Here is a 17,990-nt window from a genome sequence, read left to right as displayed (position 1 = left end):
TACCTCTGGGACACCCAAATTCAAAATCAAAAAATATAAAACATTATCTATCAAAGCCTTACGATTAAATGGGACTGACGACTGTCGAAGTCAGGAAAAAATTGACATTTATCAAGAATTCGTAATGATTCTGCTTAAAGTTTCAGGTCTTACCCCCAACAAAGAGGCTAAATATTTGTGAGGAACACGCTGTAATAGGTGTTTATTACCAGATTTAGCAAAGTAGTCGTATCGTTCTGCTGCTCCAGGGATTCTTGCGGTAAAAGCTCGCTCTTCTGCATGGATATAATACTGTTCTAATAAAACCCTATTGATTGTTGCAAATTCAGGAAAAGTCACTCTGCAATAAACTAAATCATCAAAAGAAATACTTTCAGTAATAGTTTCTTCGATGGCTTGCATATTTTCTCTACATGGCTGGTTTTGAAAAAAGCCTGATATGGAAGTCACCAATTCATTTTCACAGCTCACCCAGGTAGTGATTTCCTTTTTCTTACTTACAAAATAACCTCTTACCAAGCCTTTCTTCAAAACATAAAGTCTTTCACAAATATTCCCTGCCTCGCTTAAATGCACTCCTTTTTTGAAAACATCCAGCCTCATTCTATCCGACAGAAAAGTCTTTAATTCCTCAGATAAGGGCACTATTTGATCCAAGATGTTGATTGAAAAAGTAAAATTTCTAGTATTCATTGATTTTTCATTGTCATATGGCATTCAAAAATTGTGAAAAACTAAGACTTCCCAAAGCAGATCAAGAGAAAATAAATTACTGTTTTGGTTTATCGAAAGCTCAAGAAGTTCTTAGATGTTTGGCATCCAAGGTTTACCCCTTCATATTATTTGATTATCTTTGCACCTTCAAAAAATGACACTCCATGATTTCAGTAGATAACCTCTCCCTTAAGTTTGGGAAAAGAACACTCTTTGAAGACGTTAACTTAAAATTCACTCCAGGCAACTGTTACGGTGTAATCGGTGCCAATGGTGCTGGTAAATCCACTTTCTTAAAAATCCTTTCAGGAGAAATTGACAGTACTACTGGCCAAATCAACATCACTCCTGGTCAGAGAATGGCTGTATTGAAGCAGAATCACTTCGAGTTTGACGAAGTAGAAGTGCTCAAGACCGTCATCATGGGGCATAAGAAGTTATATGAAATCATGGCAGAGAAAGATGCCATCTACATGAAAGAGGATTTCTCCGAGGCTGATGGGATCAGAGCTTCAGAACTTGAAGCTGAGTTTGCCGAAATGGACGGATGGAACGCAGAATCTGACGCTGCATCAATGCTATCGGGGCTTGGTATTTCTGAGGATTTGCACTACATGCAAATGAAGGAGTTGGCAGGTAATCAAAAAGTAAGGGTATTGCTGGCTCAAGCACTTTTTGGCAATCCTGACATTCTTATTCTCGATGAACCTACCAATGACTTGGATTCCGAGACCATCAATTGGTTAGAAGATTTCTTGGTCAATTTCAAAAATCTTGTGATCGTAGTATCGCACGATAGACATTTCTTGGATGCAGTCTCTACGCATATTGTGGATATTGATTTCAGCAAGATCAAAATTTACTCAGGTAACTATACCTTCTGGTACGAATCTTCCCAACTAGCTGCAAAGCAGAAATCTGATCAAAATAAGAAAGCAGAAGAAAAGAGAAAGGAACTTCAAGATTTTATTGCCAGGTTCTCTGCCAATGTAGCCAAATCCAAGCAAGCTACTGCAAGGAAGAAAATGCTTGAGAAATTGAACATTGAAGATATTCAGCCTTCTACAAGAAAATATCCTGGTATCATCTTCAAGCCAGAAAGAGAAGCAGGAGATCAGGTATTCATGACTGAAAGTTTGGAATTGAAAGACGAGAATGCCATCTACTTCACTGATGTCAACCTGATGGTAGACAAGGGCGACAAAATTGCCTTCATCTCTAAAACCAAGCAGGCGGTAACGAAATTCTTCCAAACCATCATGGAGGAGATCCCAGTACAAAAGGGTTCTTTCAAGTGGGGAGTGACGATCAATAAAGCTTATTTGCCAAATGATAACTCCAAATATTTTCAGTCTGAACTGAGCCTGATCGATTGGCTGAGACAGTATTCTCAAAATCAGGAAGAAGCTCATGTAAGGACATTCTTAGGAAGAATGCTCTTTACTGGTGAGGAGTCTTTAAAGAAATGTTCTGTGTTATCGGGTGGTGAAAAAGTACGTTGTATGGTCTCCAAGATGATGCTTCAGAACCCTAACCTGTTGGTAATGGATGAACCTACCAATCACTTAGACTTGGAATCTATCACAGCATTCAACAATGCCATCATCGATTTCAATGGTACCGTATTGATGACTTCCTATGACCATGCTTTCGTACAGTCTTCTGCCAATAGAATCATAGAATTCACTCCTAAGGGAACCATCGATAGAAGGATGCCTTATGATGATTACCTCGAAAGCGAGGAGATCAAAGCATTGAGAGCGCAGATGTATTCTTGATAATTTTAGATCTTAGATTTAAGATTTAAAAATTGATGGTAATAGCTATTCCAGTTATCTTGGTACTTTGCACTTCTTACTTGGTACAATCAATCTTAATTCTACCTTCTAATATCTAAAATCCCTCTTGCTTCTCACAGCGATTATCATATATCTTATCATCACAGTAGCGGTGGGTGCTTGGTCCTCAAAACTGGTCAAAAATTCCAATGACTTTGTTTTGGCGGGCAGGCAGCTGCCGCTTTTTTTGTCTGCTTCTGCCTTATTTGCTACTTGGTTTGGTTCTGAGACAATCTTTGGAGCTTCATCAGAATACTTAGAGTCGGGTCTTCAAGGAGTTATCGAGGATCCATTTGGGGGAGCGCTTTGTTTGATCCTTTTCGGCGTTTTCTATTTACGTCCAATGTATAGGATGAATGTTTTGACGATTGGAGATGTGTACAAGCGTATCTTTGGTAAACGTGTTGAGTTTTTTGCTGCTGTATTTATGATTCCAGCTTACTTTGGCTATGTCGCAGCACAGTTGGTCGCATTGGCCTTAATATTCAATAGCATCTCAGATATTTCTATTTCAAATGCCATCATGGTCAGCGCTGGGATTGTGGTGTTTTATACCTTTCTCGGAGGGATGTGAGCTATTTCTATCACTGATTTCATACAGACTACATTGATTGTGGTGGGGTTGATTTGGGTGGCTGTTTTGGTAGCGCAAAAAGCTGGAGGTGTAATGCCCATTTTGGAATCCGCCCCAGAAGGAAGTTTTCAATTTTTCCCTGAATCAAAACCCATAGCATGGATCAATTACCTGGGCGCTTGGATGATTTTAGGACTTGGGAGCATACCGAGTCAGGACATCTATCAGCGGGTGATGGCCTCCAAATCTGAAACAGTAGCTATCCGCTCAACTTACCTTGCAGGAGGTTTCTATGTAAGCATTGGACTTTTACCTTTGTTTATTGCTTTGGGAGCAAAGTATCTTTATCCTGAGATCTATCTTGACAACAAGCAGTTACTATTGCCCGAAATGGTGCTTCGCCACAGTGGCTTACATGTGCAGATTCTTTTCTTTGGCGCTTTGATTTCAGCCATTATGAGCACCACAAGTTCTGGGCTTTTGGCACCTTCTGCTATTATTTCAGAGAATTTGATACGTCCTTATTTAGGCAAGAAAATTCAGGATAAATACTTCCTATGGATTCTACGATTCAATATTATTTTTGTGGCCATCATAGCTACTGTCATGGCACAGTGGAAAACGAACATTTATGAATTGGTGGCTGAAGCTTCTATCCTGATGTTGGTAAGTTTATTTGTACCTTTGACAGCAGGATTGTATTGGAAAAAGGCCTCAGAAATGGGTGCACTGATGTCAATGGTTTTTGGCATGATAGCTTACATCGCTTTACTGAATCTGGAATTACCGATCTATCCGCATGTGCCTGCCTTATTGGTCAGTATGGTGTCCATGTGGCTAGGAACAAATATCTTCCCGAAAAAACAAAAAATACATGCTTGATTATCCTAAAATCATATTAGCTAAAAACAAAGAAATCTCCATTCTTAGAAAGCACCATTGGATTTTTTCTGGTGCGATTGCCAAGAGAGACAAGGAACTTGAGAATGGTCAATTGGTACAGGTCTATAGTGCAAAGGATAATTTCCTAGGTATTGGACATTTTCAAAATGGATCTATTATGGTCAGGATGATCTCTTTTGAGGAGCTAGCCGTTGATCAGGCATTTTGGGAAAAGAAGGTGTGGTCGGCCTATGCAGTCAGAGAAAGCATAGGGCTTACAGATAATGATGAAACCAATGTCTATCGCTTGATCCATGGTGAAGGGGATGGTTTACCAGGACTGATCATTGACTTTTACAATGGTACGGCTGTAATTCAAGCGCATTCCATTGGCATGCATCAGCATATAAACGATATCTCTGAGGCATTGCAGACGGTGTATGGAAGCAAGCTACAGGCTATTTACGATAAGTCTGCCGAAACCCTACCAAAGAATTTAACGGGGATAGAAAATAAGTTAATCTTCGGTACACCACAGACGAATATGGTGAAAGAATATGGCTGTAGTTATGAAATTGATTGGGAAAAGGGTCAGAAAACAGGCTTTTTTGTAGATCAGAGGGAAAACAGACATTTATTAGGCAAGTATAGTAAAGGAAAGAAGGTATTGAATACCTTCTGCTATTCAGGAGGTTTTTCTGTTTCGGCACTGAAAGCTGGCGCAAAGGAGGTTCATTCTATAGACATTTCTGCCAAAGCGATTGAATTGACTGATAGGAATGTGGCACTCAATGCAGCTGCTTTCCATGGAAAGCATGAGTCTATTGTCGCTGATGTAGTCAAATACATCCGGGAAATCGAGCAGGACTATGATATTATTGTACTAGACCCACCAGCCTTTGCCAAGAACATGAAGGCACGACACAATGCCGTTCAAGCTTACAAAAGGCTGAATGCTGAGGCATTTAAACATATCAAAAGCGGTGGAATTTTATTTACATTTTCTTGTTCGCAGGTAGTTGATAAGCAGTTATTTGGCAACACCATCACTGCGGCGGCTATGGAAAGTGGTAGAAATATCAGAATCCTTCACTATCTTTCCCAACCAGCAGATCACCCGATCAATATCTTTCACCAAGAAACGGAGTATTTGAAAGGATTGGTTGTGTATGTGGAATAGAGGGGAAAGGATGAAGGAGGAATTGGGAAGGATGAAGGGTAGAGATTGATATATGCTTTGCGATATATAGTAGATATTTGCCTTCGGCGATATATGAAGAGTTGGTCAGAATTCAAAGTTCATGATTAAAAATCGAAATACGAATTGGGATGAAGGAGGAATTGGGAAGGATGAAGGGTTACATAACTGTTATAAAATCAAAAAATACCTTTGTGCCTTCGTGCCTTCGTGGCATCTGAAAACAAGGAAGAAGGATAAATTGAAAAGGATGAAGGATGAAGGGTTACATAACTGTTATAAAATCAAAACATCCCTTTGTGCCTTCGTGCCTTCGTGGCATCTGAAAGAAAGTGCAAGGAATCATCAAAATTTGAATACACAACTTTACAACAAGCTTGTAATTTTAAAATCTTAAATCTACAATCATAAATCTAAAATAAAATGTACACAGGACTATTACACGCACATTCTGGGTTGGCCTATTTGGTATTGGCAGCATTGGCTGTGATCATGGTGATCGCTTTGATAGGTGCTCTGAGTGGGAAGGAATTCACCGAAAAACACAGGAAAATAGCCTTGATTGGTTTTATCCTTTCGCATGTTCAACTCTTGGTTGGATTAATCCTTTACTTTGTCAGCCCGATAGGTTTCTCACTACTCACAGGTGGCGGTGCAATGGGAGATAAGGTCGCTAGGCTTACAGCCTTAGAGCATCCCGTAATCAATATCATCGCCATCGTGGTGATTACTATTGGTTATTCCAAAGCCAAGAAAATGACCGACAGCAAAGCTAGATTCAGAGCGATTTATATGGCTTATGGTATTGGCTTGGTCTTGATCCTTAGCAGAATCCCTTGGACAAGTTGGTTGGGATAATTCGCTATACAAAAATTAATTTAGGACACCCAAGCAGATCTGTTTGGGTGTTTTTTTGGGAGAAACCTAATACTGCTATTATTAATTTATTATGCTGAATCCTACTTAAAGAAATTCAACCCTTTTAGGGTTGTTGATTCTTTGATCAATTTTATTTCCCGGGTTGCGACCCAGGGCTAATCATAGTTTAACCACTTCGTGGTTTGTATTCAAAAAGCGAATCTAGCTCCCTTTTTTATTTAAATTTAAAGATAAACTTATCAAAGATCAGCTTATCTTCTTTTAAGTCAGGATTAAGATAATGTGTTTTAGGAATCAATAGGTCTCCTTCTTTATTAACAAAAGTGGATAAGGCATCATAGGTATTTTTAGGCAACTCTATTTCTTCAATAGTGTCGAAATCATCATCTAGAATCTGAATATATACTGATTTATCTGATCCTTTTCCAAACTCCTCATTTCCTAAATCATATTTGATTCCTGCAGTATGAATTCTATAATATAGATCATTTTTATTATCTGGGATTACATGATAGTAGTAGGGGTTTTCAATTCTAGCGATCATTCGATTTTGAATATCTATATAATCCTCCTTATTCAAAGTATATAAATCTATCTTATTCAAATCACTTTTTGCAGGATAACTTTCAACAATCTTAGTCTTCATATCATACACAAAAATATCCGGCACGATTGGAAATGAATAGATGATCTTTCCCTCATGAAAAACGATATTAGGATCAAATGCCTCTCCAAAGTTTCTGTCTTCAACTTTATATATCTCAGGATATTCTAAAAGAATCAATTCGATTTTTTCCTTATTGAGGTCCAAAAAAGCTAAAAATGGTTCATCAAAATATTCTAGATCAAAAGGTGGGAATTTCCATGAATAAGCACCAAAAAATATGATATTACTAGTTCTATCAAAGTGGATTTTTGCCAAAATTGGATGAGCTTTAAATCCAATAGTATTTGCCTCTCTGCCATTAGCTCCCGTCTCGTTCAGATTATAACTTTGAGAAACTTGACCCATTTTATTTATCAAACTTAATTTGGAGTCTTTACCCAAAAAATAGATTGAATCAAAACTAACAATATAAAAATCCCAAGGATCAATGACAGCGTTTGGACCTTCTTTCTCTAATGGAATATCAAATTCGAATTTTGATTGATCCAAATTAAAAATATCAAGCTTATGATATGATTCATTAAAACCGACTAAGTACAATTGACCATCTTCTGAAATATATCGAGAGGAATAAGGACAATCATTCATCAAACTGTCGTTCAGTTCTATCACCAATTCTTCGATTTGATGACTTAGATATGTTTTTTTGGAATTATTTTCATCTTCACTGACCTTACTTTGACAAGAAAAAATCAAGGCGAGAACAACAATACATACATTTCTTATTTTCATAATCATTTATAATTTAAAAAGTAAAGGTTAGTTTTTTTTTGCAAAATCAATTTTCATGAATAATAATTTGAAACCATCTGTACACCTAATAGCGAATCTAATTTCAATTTCAAAATCTGTGTAATCTGCGAAATCTGCGAGCACACCTACTTCCCCCAGTTCTTCTCTCCTGCTTCTATGGCTAGTTCAAGGATGTTTTGTCTGGGTGGTAATGGACAGGTAGCAAAGGGAGTGAAAACACATGGGGGATTAAAGGCTTTATTGAAGTCTAAAATCACGATGCCATTTTCATCAGCTTTTTGCGTGTAGAGATATCGGCCACCTCCATAGGTTTCTGCGCTACTTGTACCATCAGCAAAGATCAAAAAGAGCTGATCACCTTCTTCAAGTGCATCTAAGGAGTAAACTCTACCTTGATATCCAAAACTCACTTTACCAACAGCAAGCGCAGGGTAGGTTTGTCCTAGCACATTGGAAATTGGAATTTCTTTGGCGGGTTCATAAGGGATAAATCGTGCTTCAAATCTCCATTCCATATTCACTGGAAACCTATCAATTCCCTGAAAATCCTTAATAAGACCTGATTCCACATTTCTCAATCGCAAACCCACTAAATCTGACCTTTGCAATACAGACATTCTATACGTCCCAAATGTAATTGTTGGCGAGAAATTATTATCAGGATCAAAGACGAGTACTTTTTCAGTAATCTCTTCTGCTCCTATTTTTATGCCATTGATGTCAGGTTTGAAGTAAACTTGATTTCCAAGTACTTCAAAAGTCCCGAATGATTCAGGAAAAAAATCATCTTTCACTTCAAGTTCTACATTTTCACCTTTCCCCAATCTATTGCTTTCATTTTCAAACCAATATAAGCCAACAAGGTTGAGCCAACCATTTTCGGATTTGAGAGATGTGATACGATTGTTGTACCAGTTTTCTATATCTGTTTCGTGATTCTCCTTTGTGATCAAATAATTTTCTACTTCACCTTCTCTACAGGCACTTGTAACTAATAACAAACAGAAAATAAGCGTAAAATAAGTTAATCTCATAGAAACCAGAATTTGATACAAGCAAGATGAAGATAAGGACAAATATTAAATTTTCGCCACTGAATTTTGAACTATCATAAATTTTTAAAATTTTAGCAATATGAAGAAAACTATCATCAATCCTCTATTCAAAGATCAAGTAACTTTTACTAATACAAGTGAAGAAACCAATGGCGAATTGACAGAATTAGACTTGGTTTTGAGTCCTAAAGGGGGAAACCCTATGCATCATCATACCAGTTTTGAAGAAAAGTTTACAGCAGTAGCAGGTGAGCTTGGGCTTAAATTGAAAGGAAAAACATTGCTATTAAAACCAGGAGAAAGTTATACTGTCAAACCGCTTGAAGCGCATGGATTTTTTAATCCTAGTGAAGAGAATGAAATCAAATTCAATATCAAGATTACGCCTGGTCATACCGGTTTTGAAAACTCACTGAGGATCATGTATGGATTGGCACAAGATGGTTTGACTGACAAAAATGGAATTCCAAAAAACTTAGGTGTGGCATTTTGGCTAGGAGAACTTAACGATTCCAAAGTTCATGGGATTGTCTTTAAAATTCTTCAACCTCTTGGGAATATCTTAGCGAAAAAAGTGAAAAATAAGGGAATTGATAAGGAACTGATCCATAAATACTGTAGGTAGTAGATAGAACGCGGATGACGCGGATTGGACGGATAGTCGCTGATTTTAATGGAACGCGGATGAAGGGGATTTGACGGATGGGTTCGGATTGTAGGATGGAACGCGGATGACGCGGACTGGGCAGATAGTCGCTGATTTTTGATGGAACGCAGATGACGCTGGTTGGGCGGATAGTCGCTGATTTTTGATAGAACGCAGATGATGCGGGTTGGGCGGATTTGCGCGGATTCTTTATTGGTTTATTTTGTTTTTGATATACTCTTCAAACTTCCTTATTTCCAAAACATCTACTATATCCCTTGAGATTTTAATTTGCTTGTTTTCTGTCTTGATAATCAATTTGTTTTCAATTTTTTCAAATGATTTAATATCAGCTATTTTTACACTTTTATTTTTGAAGAGCGCCTGCTTGATAATTTCTCCATCTGCTATTTCAATATATGGAAATTTTTTAAAATACAACGCAGCCAAAATTCCTATTAAACTAAGAAAAATTAGAACATAGGAAAAAAGATTCGTGATGTCATTAACAAGCCCAAAGACACCCAGGATTATTTGAAGCCCAAAAATAAAGATAGATGTTTTATGAGATTGCCTGTCATATATTTTCATAGGTACTATTATTACATCATCGAAACAAGATTAAAACCCAGCTCTAATCTGGTCTGCTATTGCTTTTAGCTCTTCAGGAGTAAGCTTGAGTTTGGGGCGGGTGAAGTTGATGTCATCCATGGTGCGAAGTGGCACCAAGTGCACATGTACATGAGGAACCTCTAGGCCAATTACAGCCACCCCTACTCTGGTGCATTTGATGGTGTTGTCTATAGCCTTGGCCACTTTCTTGGCAAAGACATGAAGTCCTGCTAAGACATTATCTTCTAGGTTGAAAATGTAATCAACCTCCTGCTTGGGTACTACAAGGACATGCCCTTTGAATAAGGGCATGATATCTAGAAAAGCAATGTAATTTTCATCCTCAGCAATGATTTCTGCGGGGATTTCTCTATTGATGATTTTAGTAAATATTGAAGCCATAGTCCAAAAATAAAAAATCCCGAGGGATTACCATCGGGAGTAGAAATATTTAATAGGTGATTTCCAATACTTCGAATTCCAATACACCTGCTGGCGCATTGATTTGAGCGATCTCACCTACTGCTTTACCATTGAGTCCTTTACCAAATGGAGAAGCTAGGGAAATTTTACCAGCCTTGAGGTCTGCTTCTTCTTCGGAAACTAAGGTGTAAGAAACGGTCATGCCATTTTTCACATTTTTGATTTTCACAGTGGATAGGATTCCCACTTTGGAAGCATCCATTTTGGAGCTATCCATCACTCGGGCGTTTCCTACTACGGCTTCAAGTTTGGCGATTTTGAGTTCAAGTAAGCCTTGAGCGTCTTTGGCCGCGTCATATTCTGCATTTTCACTCAAATCTCCCTTGTCTCTTGCTTCTGCAATCTGCTTGGCAATGTCTTGTCTGCCTTTGGTTTTGAGGTCATGAAGCTCATCCTTCAACTTCTTCAATCCTTCTTCTGTGTAATACTGAATGTTTCCCATGTTTTTTAAATTTTACTATGGCTATGAAAAATAAAAGAACGGTCTCAGCAATGAAACCGTTTCTCCTATGCATTTGCGTTATGTTTGAGACAAAGATATGAAGATTGCTGAATGAAAGCAATATTATTGCATGGGATTATTTGTATTGTAAAGCTGTCGACAAACTACTGTGAACCGTATAGGGTAAGAGAATTCGTAAAAATGAATATTGATTAGATTAGTTAAGATCAGCTATGGTTTTTGATTTTGTGGACTAATACCTGGTTGATTTTTTCGTAGGACTGGAATGTCCAGCCAGCGATATGTGGACTAAAGAGCACATTTTCTCGATTTGCCAATTTTTGAAACTCCTGCTTTTGCACTTCTGTGAAGGACTTGAACTTTTCATTTTCCAGCACATCCAATACGGCCCCCTTTAAGATGCCTAAGTCCAAAGCTTGATTGAGCGTATCAAAACTTATGACTTCTCCCCTTGCTGTGTTGATCAAATAGATGGGTTTGCTGAATGATTTTAATAAGTCTAAGGAGAAAAAATCGCGTGTTTCTGGTGTCAGCGGGACGTGGACACTCAGGATATCAGCTTCCCGTTGGATTTGCTCAAACGAACACTCTTCTATGCTTGCTGAACCAAATCCCTCCTTGTATTTGTCGTAGGCCAAGATTCTGACATCAAATCCAGCCAATTTTTTAGCAAAAGCTTGCCCCATGTTACCATAACCGAACACCCCTACAGTTTTTCCTGCTAGTTCTTCACCTCTATTGCCTTCTCTATCCCATATACCTTTTCTTACTTCTAAGTCGGCTTTTTTGATATGATTAAAAAGCGATAGTAATGCGCCAATAGCGTGTTCACCAACAGCATCTCTGTTACCCTCAGGAGCATTGTGTAATTGGATACCACTCTCAGCCAAATAATCGAGGTCTATTTGATCCAGCCCCGCTCCAGCTCTACCGATGAATTGTAAGTTAGTCGCTCTTTCCAAAAGTGGCCTGTCCATGGGTGTCTTAGACCTGATGATCAACCCATGGTACTGAGAGATCAGCTCCATGATTGCTGCTCTTTGGATCTCTGGTCGGTAATCAACATGGTAACCCGCATCTTCTAACAATGGAATGATGGAAGGGTGCATTTCATCGATTATTAGGATTTGCTTTTTGGTGGACATGGGGAGAGTTAGGGATTAGTTGATTGGGTTATTGGTTATTGGGGATTAGTTGTTTGGGTTATAGGTTATTGGGAAGGATAGGCAGATTTTGGTTCCTTGGTTTACTTTGCTAGATATTTCCATTTGACCATTGTTTTTTTCTACATACCGCTTACACAGTGCAATACCTAAGCCTGTACCTTTTTCCTGATTGGTACCAAAGCTTGAAACTAGGTTATTTTCCTCCAACTTTGCAAGGTTGGCTGCGCTAATCCCTATTCCATTATCTTCTATGCAAATCTTTATCTTTTCACGATCTACTTTTGCTGTACAAACAATTAAACCTTCTTTTTTGGTAAACTTGATGGCATTGGATAGGATATTGCGTAATGCTATTTGAACCATTTGTTTGTCAGCATAGAGCTTTAGGCTACTATCAACCTCAATTTTAACCTGATGTTTTTTGTGATCTATAGCATACTGCAAGGAGTTGGTGATTTCTTCGAAGAGGAGTCTTAGATTGAAATGATCAGGATTGATGCTCTCCCCTTCTTTTTGACTGATTGCCCAATGGAGTAGGTTTTCCAATGTGATTCCCGCTCTTTTGATCTCTAAGCTTAGGTGTGGCATTATTTCACTTAGATCATCTGAATCGAGTTGCTTTTCATTGATCAGTTCCATCACCGCCTCGAGGGATTTGACAGGGCCGCTTAGGTCGTGTCCGATTATGCTGAATATCTGATTCTGGTGATCATTCATGCTCTTCAGATTCTTGACGAGCTCTTTGATTTCCTTGTTTTTAGCTTTCAAAAGTTGATATTGCTTTTTTGACTTGTTGAGATTTCTTTTCACCATGATAAAAAGAATGACTGTGGTGAGAAAAAGAACAAAAAGGAGCGCAATGATCAAAAGTTTTTGTTGATTGCTTTTTTCTTTTGTTTTCAATTCTAGGTCAAAAATAGCCTTTTCTCGTTCCAGTAATTTGTTACCTTCTATTCTGGCAATTTCCAAAGTTTGTTCTTTTTGCCTCAACGAATCCTTGTAGGTATAATGGTTTTTCAAGTTTTCAAGCGCTCCGTCGATATTTCCCAAACTTTCTTGAAGTTGGGACACTGTAATGTAAGCATCAGAAATATTCGAAATGACTCCAGACTTCAAAGCATTGGACAAGGATTTTTCAGCAAAGCCTAAAGCCTCCTTGGGGTTGTCGGTTGCGACAAAGTATTTGATTTGGCTTGAATAGGCATAAGATAAGGACTCAAAATCAGTGGTCATTTCAGCGAAGCGTAAACCCTTATCAAAGTACTTCTTTACTGAGTCCAATTTACCGTTTGCTCCAAATCGATTACCCAAATTTAAATAAGCATTGGAAAGGTAGCCATAGTCATTTGTTTGCTCGAGATCTCTAATTGCTTCATAGTAAATGGGAAGCGCTTGATCAAATGATTCTACAAAATTGACTGCTAAGGCTTTATTGAGTTTATAATTAGCCCGGTTCAAAAAATTATCTTCCTTTTCTGTCAGGTCGATTGCTTGTTGGTGATATTCTAGGGCTTTTTTATAGTCTTTTTCCCTAAAATAGATCAATCCAATATTATTGCTAGTGCTGGCAGACTTGGAAGTGAGTTGTAGCTGATCATAAATCTCCTTTGCTTTGAGGTAATAATCTATGGCGGTACCGTTGTTAGACTTTTGATAATGATAAACTCCGAAATTGGTATAACTCTGAGCGATACCTAATTGGTAATTGAGTTCTTGGCTAGCTTTCAATGTATTGGTAGCATAAATCAACAAGGAATCGGGATAGCTTCCTTTCAAATTGAAAGCATGATTATTCAATTCATCAATCGCCTCTTTGGAATTAAGGTTTCGAAAGTCTTGAATAAAGTAGGTCTTATCCAATGGATCACTTGGTGAGTTGAATAAGAGCAGTCCAAAAACTAAATTTACAAACAATGACATTCAGTTGGGAATTATTTTATTGAGTTTTGACCCTTAAAATTAGGTAATTGGATTGGATATCAATTAAAAAGGTTGTTGAAAGGTAATTAAACATTTGGAATGAGATAAAATGTAAATTTAGAGTCTGGAGATTAAACTTAATATCAAAAGATTTCTATACTTAACTTATCTGAAAAGGCTGTGGAGTGAAACAAAGGAAGAATATCAGCATGGCTATCCAAGCGATGACTTTCCTGTTATTGTCCAAAGGCTTAAGACCAGAAACTTCTGGATGCTGTAACCCCATAAACCTCCCCAGAAGGAGTGCAAATAAAAGCCAACCTGAATAACCTTGAAGTCCAGGGTATAATGCCACCAACAAATACTGAAAAGCCGCAATACTCAATACAATAGTCCATTTGCTTTGGGTTGTAATGGGCGCCCTTCTAAAGCAGATATATAGAAAACCAGTGTATAAAGGTATAGCCCACATCAAAGTATTGATATCTTCATATGGGCTGATCAGACCAAGGCCTGCATAGGTAATGAACGCCATATATGCTCCAATAGAGATATAAAGATGGTGTTTGGGAAATAAACCAAAAATAACATGCCCCCCATCCAACTGTCCAATAGGAAGCAAATTCAATGCAGTGAAAAAAAGCGCTAAGTAACCTGCAAAGAGATATGGGTAATGAATGATTTCAGACATAACAGGCATTTTCTCTGGGTCGGCTAAGGTCTTTTCCAAGGTATAAAAGAGTAAATTATACCCTATATCTATGCTCAAATACCCATCTTCGGCATTGTGTCCTTGAAAATTTGGATCAAGGTATTCGGGGTGAATTTCATAGATATAATCAGCGTCAGGTAGATTGGTAAAACCATAAACCAAAACTCCAAGAGCAATAATGAAACCAGCCAAGGGGCCTGCTACCCCTATATCAAAATATTTTTTTCTACTATTGATAAAGCTTTTCAGTCTGATTACCGCACCAAAAGTACCGATCGAGGGTGATCCCAAGAAGCCCAGCCAAGCAGGGATAAAATAGGGTAAAGATGACTTAACTTTATAATGAATAGAGGTAAGCAAATGACCCATTTCATGGACGAAGAGTATTCCAATAAATGGAATCGAGAAGTGTAGGGACTTGAGAAAGTACTCCCAATTGAGAAATTGTTCCTCTTTTCCAAGGATACTTCTACCAAATAGCCATTCTCCCCCAGCAAAAGTGGTGGCAACAAGTGTCAATAAAAGAAGTAAACTATGTCGGAGGTATTCTTTTTTACTGTACATCTTTGAAAAAGTGTATTAAAGCTTTTGGGTGATCAATATGATATGTCTGATAACCAACCTGCTCAGCGCCTAGAAGGTTCTCTTTCAGGTCATCAAAAAACAAAATCTTTTCAGGGCTCACACCAATCAGCTCAATCACTTTTTCATAGATAGCTGGATCAGGTTTTGCTAGATTTAGGTCATGGCTATAAAAAACATGATCGAACAATGGGTTCAATGAAGGGATCTGAAAATCCCTTTCAAGAATTTGATCAAGTGCTTGAATATGTAATTCATTGGTGTTACTCAATACACCCAACTGGAATCTTCCGCTCAAATTCCGAATCAAGTCAATCCGTTCAGTGGGGATATCCTTCAATAGACTGTTCCAAAGGAAATCAATTTCATCATTTGACCAGTCTACCTCAAAATGATTTTTAACTTCATTTCTAAATTGAGATGTGTCGATAAGCCCCTTTTCGTAATCTTTATGAAATTTTGCAGGGTAAAATGTTTCAGTTAGACCATGCTTATCTTCAGGAAGTCTGTTTTTTAATTCATTGATAGTAAAGGAGTAATCAATATTGATAATTACATTTCCCAAATCAAAGAGTAAAAAATCTATATTTGTAAGGTTTTTCATGTAGAACCAAGTTGTAAATTTAAGTTCAAATATGTAACATTGCACTCCGATTTGCAAGGTGATTCAAGTTTGAATTGATTGAAAAAAGGTTTTCCTTTTAAAAAGTAAAAGGCAAGAAAAAAATCTTCATAGCCAAAATATCAAATTGGTTAGAGCTTCTGACTCCCCCGAAGCATCGGGGCAGGAGGTCGAAGAAAAAAGATTAAAAAAGGGGGCCTATAGCTCAGTTGGTTAGAGCTTCTGACTCCCCCGAAGCATCGGGGCAGGAAGTCGAAGAAAAAAGATTAAAAAAAGGGGGCCTATAGCTCAGTTGGTTAGAGCTTCTGACTCATAATCAGGAGGTCGCTGGTTCGAGCCCAGCTGGGCCCACAAAGCCGAGGATTTTTCCTCGGCTTTTTTTATTTTTATTGACATGAAGACCTTTGTCTATATATTATATTCTGAGAAGCTAAATAGATTTTATATTGGTCTCACCACTTTGTCCGTGGAAGAAAGAATTGAAAATCATTTAAAAAAGAAATACGCTAAATTGAACTTTACTCAAAAAGCTGATGATTGGAAGCTTTATCTTTCTTTTGAAGTATTAAATTATAGCCAAGGAAGACAGCTAGAGCTATTTATTAAAAGAATGAAATCCTCTAAGTTTATTAAAAGTCTAAAAGAGGATAAAGTAAAATATGAAAGTATTCTAAACAAATTCAAGAGCTTCTGACTCCCCCGAAGCTTCGGGGCAGGAGGCCGCTGTCCCGAGGCTTCGGGAGAGCCCAGCTGGGCCCACAAAGCCGAGGATTTTTCCTCGGCTTTTTTTATTTTTATTGACATGAAGACCTTTGTCTATATATTATATTTTGAGAAGCTAAATAGATTTTATATTGGTCTCACCACTTTATCATTAGAGGAAAAAATTAACAACCATTTAAAAAAGAAATATTCTAAGAAAAACTTCACTCAAAAAGCTGATGATTGGAAGCTTTATCTTTCTTTTGAAGTATTAAATTATAGCCAAGGAAGACAGCTAGAGCTATTTATTAAAAGAATGAAATCCTCCAAGTTTATTAAAAGTCTAAAAGAGGATAAAGTAAAATATGAAAGTATTCTAAACAAATTCAAGAGCTTCTGACTCCCCCGAAGCTTCGGGGCAGGAGGCCGCTGTCCCGAGGCTTCGGGAGAGCCCAGCTGGGCCCACAAAGCTGAGGATTTTTCCTCGGCTTTCTTTATTTTTAGACCAATGAATACCATTGTTTACATTTTATATTCTGAAAAGCTTGAAAGAGATGAAAGCGTACCAGCAATCAAGAACTAGGATATAAGGCTGAATAAATGAATAGGTATAAAAAGCTTTGGATTGTAGTTTGGTGTCTGAAAGATGAAATCTGCTATTTTTAATTATATTTGATTTCTAGTAAATAGTTAGAAAATTTCATGAAGAGACCGGCATTCATATTTTTGATTTTCATATTGGCAAGCTCTTGTATCAGCAATAAGAGAATCACCTATCTTCAAAATCTACCAGGCAATGAAGAGATCAATTTAGATGAATTTATACCTTTTGCAGCAGTAGATTATAAATATGTTTTACAGCCTTTTGACATTGTAGACATAGACTTTGCGAGCTCTGACCCTGAACTCACTGAAGCTTTTGAGTTCCAAGGAGCTAGAAATATGCGTGGTGGGGGAATGATGGGAGGTGCTGGAGGAGGTGGTGGTGACTTGTTCTTTTTTACTGGTTATTCCATAGATGAAAAAGGCTATGTAGAAATCCCTAAACTTGGGAAAATCAAAATATCAGGATTGACGGAAGAGGAGGCTAAAGATGTTGTTCAAGAGGCGATAAATGTTTACTTTAAAGATGACGTTTTTGTAAGATTAAGAATGGCCGGGATTCGTTATACAACCCTAGGAGAGTTTGGGTCATCTGGAACGAAAGTTATCCTACGAAATAGGGCCACCATTTTTGATGCTTTGGCTGCATCTGGAGAATCTAATATTTTGGCAAAAAGAAATAAGTTATTTATCATTAGACATTATGATGGGGGAACTAAAATCCATCAAATCAATCTCAACGATCGTGCTTTACTAAACTCACCGTTTTACTTTATTCAAAATAACGATATTCTTTATCTTGAGCCTATGAAGATTCGACAATTTGGAAATGCCGATAATTTATCATCAGGCTTACAGTTATTTGGGACATTTTTGGCCTCCGCTCTTTTATTAATTGGTTTATTGACTAACTAAGAAG

General features: G+C 37.6%; 17 protein-coding genes, 1 tRNA gene and 1 pseudogene. 9 read left to right on the top strand and 10 right to left on the bottom strand.

The annotated features are described in order from the left end of the window. Positions 1 to 111: 111 nt before the first annotated feature. The gene (locus BW935_RS05995) at positions 112 to 693 is read right to left on the bottom strand and encodes a Crp/Fnr family transcriptional regulator (RefSeq protein ID WP_175606643.1); all 582 of its coding nucleotides are present in this window, start codon (positions 691 to 693) and stop codon (positions 112 to 114) included. Between the two features lie 185 nt (positions 694 to 878). On the opposite strand from BW935_RS05995, the gene BW935_RS05990 reads away from it, so the two are divergent. The 4 genes and pseudogenes from BW935_RS05990 to BW935_RS05970 all read left to right on the top strand — a co-directional run bounded on the left by BW935_RS05990 (position 879) and on the right by BW935_RS05970 (position 6,064). Further along, positions 879 to 2,492 carry an ABC-F family ATP-binding cassette domain-containing protein gene (locus BW935_RS05990; RefSeq protein WP_076499422.1) on the top strand — a complete coding sequence of 538 codons (1,614 nt, stop codon included), beginning with the start codon at positions 879 to 881 and terminating at the stop codon, positions 2,490 to 2,492. Positions 2,493 to 2,664: 172 nt separating this feature from the next. Continuing rightward, positions 2,665 to 4,008, top strand: a pseudogene (locus BW935_RS05985) (sodium:solute symporter family protein). Continuing rightward, a complete protein-coding gene (locus BW935_RS05980) occupies positions 4,001 to 5,188 on the top strand; it encodes a class I SAM-dependent rRNA methyltransferase (protein ID WP_076499420.1) in 1,188 nt (395 codons plus the stop codon). The pseudogene BW935_RS05985 and the gene BW935_RS05980 overlap by 8 nt, the downstream one beginning before the upstream one ends. 441 nt (positions 5,189 to 5,629) lie before the next feature. Then, positions 5,630 to 6,064, top strand: a complete 435-nt coding sequence (locus tag BW935_RS05970) for a hypothetical protein (RefSeq protein ID WP_076499416.1) — start codon at positions 5,630 to 5,632, stop codon at positions 6,062 to 6,064. A 235-nt stretch (positions 6,065 to 6,299) separates the two neighbouring features. Here BW935_RS05970 and BW935_RS05965 read toward each other — a convergent pair whose 3' ends face one another. Then, positions 6,300 to 7,484 (bottom strand): DUF4221 family protein, encoded by a 1,185-nt coding sequence (locus BW935_RS05965; protein WP_175606642.1) that lies wholly within the window; start codon positions 7,482 to 7,484, stop codon positions 6,300 to 6,302. A 146-nt stretch (positions 7,485 to 7,630) separates the two neighbouring features. Further along, positions 7,631 to 8,539 carry a DUF1684 domain-containing protein gene (locus BW935_RS05960; protein ID WP_076499412.1) on the bottom strand — a complete coding sequence of 303 codons (909 nt, stop codon included), beginning with the start codon at positions 8,537 to 8,539 and terminating at the stop codon, positions 7,631 to 7,633. Between the two features lie 100 nt (positions 8,540 to 8,639). Here BW935_RS05960 and BW935_RS05955 point away from each other — a divergent pair, with 100 nt between their 5' ends. Beyond that, on the top strand, positions 8,640 to 9,185 hold the full coding sequence (locus BW935_RS05955) for a cupin domain-containing protein (protein WP_076499410.1): 546 nt from the start codon (positions 8,640 to 8,642) through the stop codon (positions 9,183 to 9,185). Between the two features lie 231 nt (positions 9,186 to 9,416). On the opposite strand, the gene BW935_RS05950 is transcribed toward BW935_RS05955, so the two are convergent. From BW935_RS05950 to BW935_RS05920, 7 genes are all read right to left on the bottom strand, one after another. After that, the gene (locus BW935_RS05950) at positions 9,417 to 9,797 is read right to left on the bottom strand and encodes a hypothetical protein (protein WP_076499408.1); all 381 of its coding nucleotides are present in this window, start codon (positions 9,795 to 9,797) and stop codon (positions 9,417 to 9,419) included. Between the two features lie 30 nt (positions 9,798 to 9,827). Continuing rightward, positions 9,828 to 10,220 carry an HIT family protein gene (locus tag BW935_RS05945; protein WP_076499406.1) on the bottom strand — a complete coding sequence of 131 codons (393 nt, stop codon included), beginning with the start codon at positions 10,218 to 10,220 and terminating at the stop codon, positions 9,828 to 9,830. Positions 10,221 to 10,269: 49 nt separating this feature from the next. Then, positions 10,270 to 10,743: a transcription elongation factor GreA gene (gene greA / locus BW935_RS05940; protein ID WP_076499404.1), complete on the bottom strand. Its 474-nt coding sequence runs from the start codon at positions 10,741 to 10,743 to the stop codon at positions 10,270 to 10,272. A gap of 227 nt (positions 10,744 to 10,970) precedes the next feature. After that, positions 10,971 to 11,909 (bottom strand): 2-hydroxyacid dehydrogenase, encoded by a 939-nt coding sequence (locus BW935_RS05935; protein ID WP_076499402.1) that lies wholly within the window; start codon positions 11,907 to 11,909, stop codon positions 10,971 to 10,973. A 45-nt stretch (positions 11,910 to 11,954) separates the two neighbouring features. After that, positions 11,955 to 13,850, bottom strand: coding sequence for a tetratricopeptide repeat-containing sensor histidine kinase (locus BW935_RS05930; protein ID WP_076499400.1), 1,896 nt, complete (start codon positions 13,848 to 13,850; stop codon positions 11,955 to 11,957). 160 nt (positions 13,851 to 14,010) lie between these two features. After that, positions 14,011 to 15,126, bottom strand: a complete 1,116-nt coding sequence (locus BW935_RS05925) for a site-2 protease family protein (RefSeq protein WP_076499398.1) — start codon at positions 15,124 to 15,126, stop codon at positions 14,011 to 14,013. Further along, the gene (locus BW935_RS05920) at positions 15,116 to 15,748 is read right to left on the bottom strand and encodes an HAD family hydrolase (protein WP_076499396.1); all 633 of its coding nucleotides are present in this window, start codon (positions 15,746 to 15,748) and stop codon (positions 15,116 to 15,118) included. Before BW935_RS05920 ends, BW935_RS05925 begins: the two co-directional genes overlap by 11 nt. Positions 15,749 to 16,043: 295 nt before the next feature. On the opposite strand from BW935_RS05920, the gene BW935_RS05915 reads away from it, so the two are divergent. The 4 genes from BW935_RS05915 to BW935_RS05900 all read left to right on the top strand — a co-directional run bounded on the left by BW935_RS05915 (position 16,044) and on the right by BW935_RS05900 (position 17,986). Further along, positions 16,044 to 16,117: transfer RNA gene (locus BW935_RS05915), tRNA-Ile, on the top strand. Positions 16,118 to 16,160: 43 nt separating this feature from the next. Beyond that, a complete protein-coding gene (locus BW935_RS05910; RefSeq protein WP_076499394.1) occupies positions 16,161 to 16,460 on the top strand; it encodes a GIY-YIG nuclease family protein in 300 nt (99 codons plus the stop codon). 108 nt (positions 16,461 to 16,568) lie between these two features. After that, positions 16,569 to 16,868: a GIY-YIG nuclease family protein gene (locus tag BW935_RS18865; RefSeq protein ID WP_076499392.1), complete on the top strand. Its 300-nt coding sequence runs from the start codon at positions 16,569 to 16,571 to the stop codon at positions 16,866 to 16,868. Between the two features lie 302 nt (positions 16,869 to 17,170). After that, positions 17,171 to 17,986, top strand: a complete 816-nt coding sequence (locus BW935_RS05900; RefSeq protein ID WP_076499390.1) for a polysaccharide biosynthesis/export family protein — start codon at positions 17,171 to 17,173, stop codon at positions 17,984 to 17,986. Positions 17,987 to 17,990: the final 4 nt, after the last annotated feature.

The organism is Belliella pelovolcani, assembly GCF_900156785.1.
Lineage (GTDB): Bacteria > Bacteroidota > Bacteroidia > Cytophagales > Cyclobacteriaceae > Belliella > Belliella pelovolcani.
Note: the sequence above shows the minus strand (reverse complement) of the source record. Positions and strands in the feature narration are given on the sequence as shown.

Coding starts and splice junctions, on each gene's coding strand:
- BW935_RS05980 (WP_076499420.1), top strand. CDS start 4,001: ATGCTTGATTATCCTAAAATCATATTAGCTAAAAACAAAGAAATCTCC.
- BW935_RS05920 (WP_076499396.1), bottom strand. CDS start 15,748: ATGAAAAACCTTACAAATATAGATTTTTTACTCTTTGATTTGGGAAAT.
- BW935_RS05970 (WP_076499416.1), top strand. CDS start 5,630: ATGTACACAGGACTATTACACGCACATTCTGGGTTGGCCTATTTGGTA.
- BW935_RS05950 (WP_076499408.1), bottom strand. CDS start 9,797: ATGAAAATATATGACAGGCAATCTCATAAAACATCTATCTTTATTTTT.
- greA (WP_076499404.1), bottom strand. CDS start 10,743: ATGGGAAACATTCAGTATTACACAGAAGAAGGATTGAAGAAGTTGAAG.
- BW935_RS05925 (WP_076499398.1), bottom strand. CDS start 15,126: ATGTACAGTAAAAAAGAATACCTCCGACATAGTTTACTTCTTTTATTG.
- BW935_RS05965 (WP_175606642.1), bottom strand. CDS start 7,484: ATGAAAATAAGAAATGTATGTATTGTTGTTCTCGCCTTGATTTTTTCT.
- BW935_RS05910 (WP_076499394.1), top strand. CDS start 16,161: ATGAAGACCTTTGTCTATATATTATATTCTGAGAAGCTAAATAGATTT.
- BW935_RS05935 (WP_076499402.1), bottom strand. CDS start 11,909: ATGTCCACCAAAAAGCAAATCCTAATAATCGATGAAATGCACCCTTCC.
- BW935_RS05930 (WP_076499400.1), bottom strand. CDS start 13,850: ATGTCATTGTTTGTAAATTTAGTTTTTGGACTGCTCTTATTCAACTCA.
- BW935_RS05955 (WP_076499410.1), top strand. CDS start 8,640: ATGAAGAAAACTATCATCAATCCTCTATTCAAAGATCAAGTAACTTTT.
- BW935_RS05945 (WP_076499406.1), bottom strand. CDS start 10,220: ATGGCTTCAATATTTACTAAAATCATCAATAGAGAAATCCCCGCAGAA.
- BW935_RS05900 (WP_076499390.1), top strand. CDS start 17,171: ATGAAGAGACCGGCATTCATATTTTTGATTTTCATATTGGCAAGCTCT.
- BW935_RS05995 (WP_175606643.1), bottom strand. CDS start 693: ATGAATACTAGAAATTTTACTTTTTCAATCAACATCTTGGATCAAATA.
- BW935_RS05960 (WP_076499412.1), bottom strand. CDS start 8,539: ATGAGATTAACTTATTTTACGCTTATTTTCTGTTTGTTATTAGTTACA.
- BW935_RS18865 (WP_076499392.1), top strand. CDS start 16,569: ATGAAGACCTTTGTCTATATATTATATTTTGAGAAGCTAAATAGATTT.
- BW935_RS05990 (WP_076499422.1), top strand. CDS start 879: ATGATTTCAGTAGATAACCTCTCCCTTAAGTTTGGGAAAAGAACACTC.